Raw genomic sequence first — 4258 nt, forward strand, 5'->3', positions numbered from 1 at the left:
AAGAAGCGAAGAAAACGTCGATAAAATAAATCGCAGATAGCAAAAAGGCCACTCATTGAGTGGCCTTTTTTCATGCATAAAAATGCACTTTGAAGATGGCAGGGGTGGAGAGATTCGAACTCCCAACACGCGGATTTGGAATTCTAAAAAACCAATTTTAAAACAGAACGTTACGGTCATCAAAAAACCAAACAACTCGTATTTCCGTCTATTTCGGTATTTTATTTAGCTACAATTCTATAAGTTAGACTCATTTAAGCGCTCGAAATTTTCTGACTCACTTTTGCCCAAATACAGCGGCTAATGTGCCCCCCCAAAAATCATAAGGCATGAATAATGGGCGTCATTGTGTGTTTTTTGTTTGAGATGAAAAGAGAGTGATCCGCGCTTTAAAGCCGGAATTAATTCTCTAGTTACTTTGTAATTTGCAAGGCTATAATACTGTTTACAATGAAGAATCTGAGATTATCCTGCTGTTTTTATAGAAAATTCGCTCGTTTTACAAACATAGGAATAATAAAAACCAAGTTATTTTATTGATTCTATATAAAACAATTAGCGTTAAGGTTGTTTTTTAGTATTTATCATTTATTATGGCGCTATAGTTTAGCGCTTTGGGGTGGGATATGTTTTCAGAAATCAAAGAAGATTTTAGAGAATGGTTGATTGTTAAAAAAGGGGTATCTAAGAGAGTTGCAGGCGATACGATTAGTCGGTGCAAAAGGTTAGATGAAGAAATATTAGACTCAATTGATCTGGCTGTTTCTTCTGTCGATAATTATCTTCTAGCTATGTCAAAAATCAAACATTATGCCAGAGAAAATGGAACTGAAAACGGTGCGAAATACGCTATGACAGGTTGTCTTAGGTCTGCAATGAGAAAGTACTGTGAGTACCGTAATCCGGAAGATATATCCTATTTTCCCAATGCTTATAACCTTTGATTTTTGGTGAGTTTATGTCATTTAAGTTTATAGATCTCTTTGCGGGGATTGGTGGAATTCGGCTTGGTTTTGAGTCTCAAGGTGGAGAATGTGTTTTCTCTTCTGAGTGGGATAAGTATGCCCAACAAACATATGAGGCCAATTTTGGTGAGAAGCCTCATGGGGATATAACAAAAATAGCCCCAAAAGATATACCAGATCACGATGTTTTATTGGGAGGGTTTCCTTGCCAAGCTTTCAGTATCATTGGGAAGATGAACGGTTTTGAAGACACTAGGGGAACCCTTTTTTTCAATATTATTGAGATTCTCAAGGTGAAAAAGCCTAAAGCTTTTATGCTTGAAAATGTAAAGCAACTTAAAAGTCATGATAAAGGGAATACATTTAAAGTCATTTTGAAAGCTTTAGAGGAGCTAGGGTATAAAGTCCATCATACAGTTCTTAATGCTTTGGACTTTGGAGTACCACAAAAGCGCGAGAGAACTTTTATTGTTGGTTTCTTAGATCATGCCGTTTCTTTTGATTTCCCTGTTGGGAATAAGACTTTTGATTTGTCAGATGTTCTTGAGCCTGATCACTTAGTTCCTGATAACTTTTTTGTTAGCGATAAAATTAAAAATGAACGTCAAAGTAATCTGTGTAGGGAGGCTCCTATACCCAGTATTTGGCACCAGAATATTTCTGGTAATGTATCTCCTCTACCTTACTCTTGTGCGCTTAGATCAGGTGCTTCTCATAACTATTTGTTAGTTAATGGTTACCGGAGACTAACTTCTAGAGAGATGCTAAGAATACAAGGGTTCCCTGAATGTTATCGTATAGTGGTCTCTCATACACAACTAAAGAAGCAAGCTGGAAATAGTGTTGCTGTTCCAGTAATAAAAGCTATAGCTGAGCAGGTAGTTATAGCCATGCAGTGGAAGCGTCAAAATGTAGCCTAGAAATGAGGGTGATGCCCTCATTTAATCCTATAGATTACGGTATTTATCTATTTGACTGTTATCCAATCTTCATTGAATTCAATCTCTTCTATGACAGTATCAAAATCTAAGGGTGCAGGTTTTTTTATTGTAAATCGTAGAGCATTATCAGGAACATTGTAGATTACTGTGAACTGACTTCCGTCTGGTTGCCACGTAAATCGGTGCTTACCATTAACAGAGCCTTCAAAGTTACCATTCTTATTCACTGCCCAATTTATGCTTTTAGGATCTATTTCATGAGCTTCTTTTTCAAATAACGTGTAATGGGTTAAATCATCAGAGCGTAGTAAGAAGCTATGAGTAAGATCTTTATAATTAGACTTCGCTGTCTTTAGTCGCTCATTAAAAATGGAAATTACGGCTTCACCAGTGCGGTCGATATCCTCTAAAGGTCGGTCTATACCATACGAGAAATTTATGTTGTTTCTACCTGATATAATTCGAATGTTTTTTTGTGAATGTGGTTTTTTTGATTTTACGGTTTTTACCGACCAACTAAAGTCATCTTTGATAACATCGGCAAGGCCTAAACTTTTCCCAAGTTGTTCCCCTCCGATGCTATTGGCAAAGATTTCTTCCCATTTTTCCCCAGTTAATCCCTTTTCGCCAATAGCAACAAGATAGGCGATATTCTTACCTATTTCTGTTAAGTATTCTTTAGGAATTATGTTTAATGGGTACGGTCTTCGGGTATCTTTACTATCTCGAATTCTTGGTTTTCCTAGCATGGCATCACCTCTTATTTTTAAGGGAATTAATACCACTGGAGCAAGTTTAACTCAATGATTTTATGAATTTTAACCTTGTAATTGTTCAAATAACAAACATCTTGGGCTACATTTCTTGAAGGGGGAGAACCCTATAAAAGTTGATGTTGCGATCTTTTGTTACCTAACTGTAACTAAATTAGTAAGCTAGATTTTTTACAGTGAGTAAGACTAACCTCGAAAAAGGGCTTTTTATGACCCCTGAAAATTACAAATCTAAATTTACCTTCAATGATAAGGATCTTGCTCTTGATATCTACAATGCATATACAACAAGTGAGAACTCACGTATAGCCGGAGGCAAAATTACGATTGCTATTAAGAAATATAAAGTGCATCTAATGATAACGATGATTCGCAAGATTATGAACGAGCAAAATCTCGACATTACACCTAGGGTGGCCCTCCGGTTGCAAGAGAGGCTTTTCAATCGTAATGTTGCTTATCCTACGTTAGTCTCTGAATTTGCCGAAAAAGGTCGAACTGCGAGCAATAAGAGCGATGTTTTTAATAAAATCGATGAATTAGTTGATATGTATGGAGATGAAGCTAAGTCAGAAATGACTAATATTGAGGCAAAGATAAAGGCAATCAAAGCTCGCGAAAAAAAACGAAGTAAAGACTTAGCTCAATTCGATTTAACGTAACTTTACCTAATCCGCACCTAAAACAACCTTTTAGCTAGCGCTAGTCTTACTCATCGCGCTAGCTCTCCAAAACTAACTTTGCAATACCTGAAATTATTAATGAATTGCTAATATTCGATTTTACGAAAAAGATAATTGTCCAAAAACGAGTTAAGAATCAGTCGTGTTTTGATGCTGATTCAAAGGATTCAGCGTCAAAGTCTCTTCTAAATGTTCAGGGGCTAGATGCGCATAACGCATGGTTGTTGTGATTTCACTATGACCCAGTACATCTCTTAACTTCACAATATTGCCGCCGTTCATCACATAGTGACTCGCAAAGGTATGACGTAGAACGTGAGTCATTTGTCCTTTAGGTAAGTCAATCTTTGCCTCTGTAACCGCCTTTCGAAAAGTCGATAAGCTGTTTAAAAACATCCTCTCTTCACTGAGAGGCTCAAGAGTGGTGAGTTCATCATAAAGCGTTTGATTAATCGGCACGGTACGATTCTTGGATGATTTGGTATTCAAAAACGTGAGCTGATTATTTTTGATTTGTGAGGGCTTTAGACTTTCCGCCTCTCCCCACCGAGCACCTGTGGCCAAACAAATTTTCACGATGAACACTAAAGATCGGTTACTGAACGTTTGACAAGAATCCAGTAGCCTTGCGATCTCATCATGAGCCAAATACCTCAACTCTTTTTCACGCTCTTTGAACTGACGAATTTGAGTGAGCGGATTCTCAAACTCAATCACCCCTAACCTCTCCAACTCGTTAAACATCGCCCTAAGATAGGCATGCTCTCGGTTTATCGTGGTCGTCGTCACTTCAAGGCTGCGTTGCTCTCGGTAATGCGCAAAATCTTTACTGGTGAAATCACTCGCAATGGGGTTACCCAAACGCTCTGATATTCGATAAAGACTCTTTCTCAGTC

General features: G+C 37.6%; 5 protein-coding genes. 3 read left to right on the forward strand and 2 right to left on the reverse strand.

Features of this window, described 5'->3' with window-relative positions; translation table 11 throughout:
• Positions 1 to 626 precede the first annotated feature (626 nt).
• Positions 627 to 944, forward strand: coding sequence for a hypothetical protein (locus AB6C75_RS22945; protein WP_372092050.1), 318 nt, complete (start codon positions 627 to 629; stop codon positions 942 to 944).
• A 14-nt stretch (positions 945 to 958) separates the two neighbouring features.
• Entirely contained in the window at positions 959 to 1885 is a 927-nt protein-coding gene (locus AB6C75_RS22950; protein WP_372092047.1) for a DNA cytosine methyltransferase, read from the forward strand.
• Positions 1886 to 1932: 47 nt separating this feature from the next.
• On the opposite strand, the gene AB6C75_RS22955 is transcribed toward AB6C75_RS22950, so the two are convergent.
• Entirely contained in the window at positions 1933 to 2655 is a 723-nt protein-coding gene (locus tag AB6C75_RS22955) for a hypothetical protein (protein ID WP_372092045.1), read from the reverse strand.
• 233 nt (positions 2656 to 2888) lie between these two features.
• Between AB6C75_RS22955 and AB6C75_RS22960 the strand changes: the two genes are divergently transcribed.
• On the forward strand, positions 2889 to 3341 hold the full coding sequence (locus AB6C75_RS22960) for a hypothetical protein (protein WP_372092043.1): 453 nt from the start codon (positions 2889 to 2891) through the stop codon (positions 3339 to 3341).
• A 150-nt stretch (positions 3342 to 3491) separates the two neighbouring features.
• On the opposite strand, the gene AB6C75_RS22965 is transcribed toward AB6C75_RS22960, so the two are convergent.
• A partial coding sequence (locus AB6C75_RS22965) for a tyrosine-type recombinase/integrase (RefSeq protein WP_372109416.1) occupies positions 3492 to 4258 on the reverse strand: 767 nt, incomplete at its 5' end.

Origin of the sequence: Vibrio sp. 10N.237.312.B06, assembly GCF_041464685.1 — a bacterium.
Lineage (GTDB): Bacteria > Pseudomonadota > Gammaproteobacteria > Enterobacterales > Vibrionaceae > Vibrio > Vibrio tasmaniensis_A.

Coding starts and splice junctions, on each gene's coding strand:
- AB6C75_RS22955 (WP_372092045.1), bottom strand. CDS start 2,655: ATGCTAGGAAAACCAAGAATTCGAGATAGTAAAGATACCCGAAGACCG.
- AB6C75_RS22950 (WP_372092047.1), top strand. CDS start 959: ATGTCATTTAAGTTTATAGATCTCTTTGCGGGGATTGGTGGAATTCGG.
- AB6C75_RS22945 (WP_372092050.1), top strand. CDS start 627: ATGTTTTCAGAAATCAAAGAAGATTTTAGAGAATGGTTGATTGTTAAA.
- AB6C75_RS22960 (WP_372092043.1), top strand. CDS start 2,889: ATGACCCCTGAAAATTACAAATCTAAATTTACCTTCAATGATAAGGAT.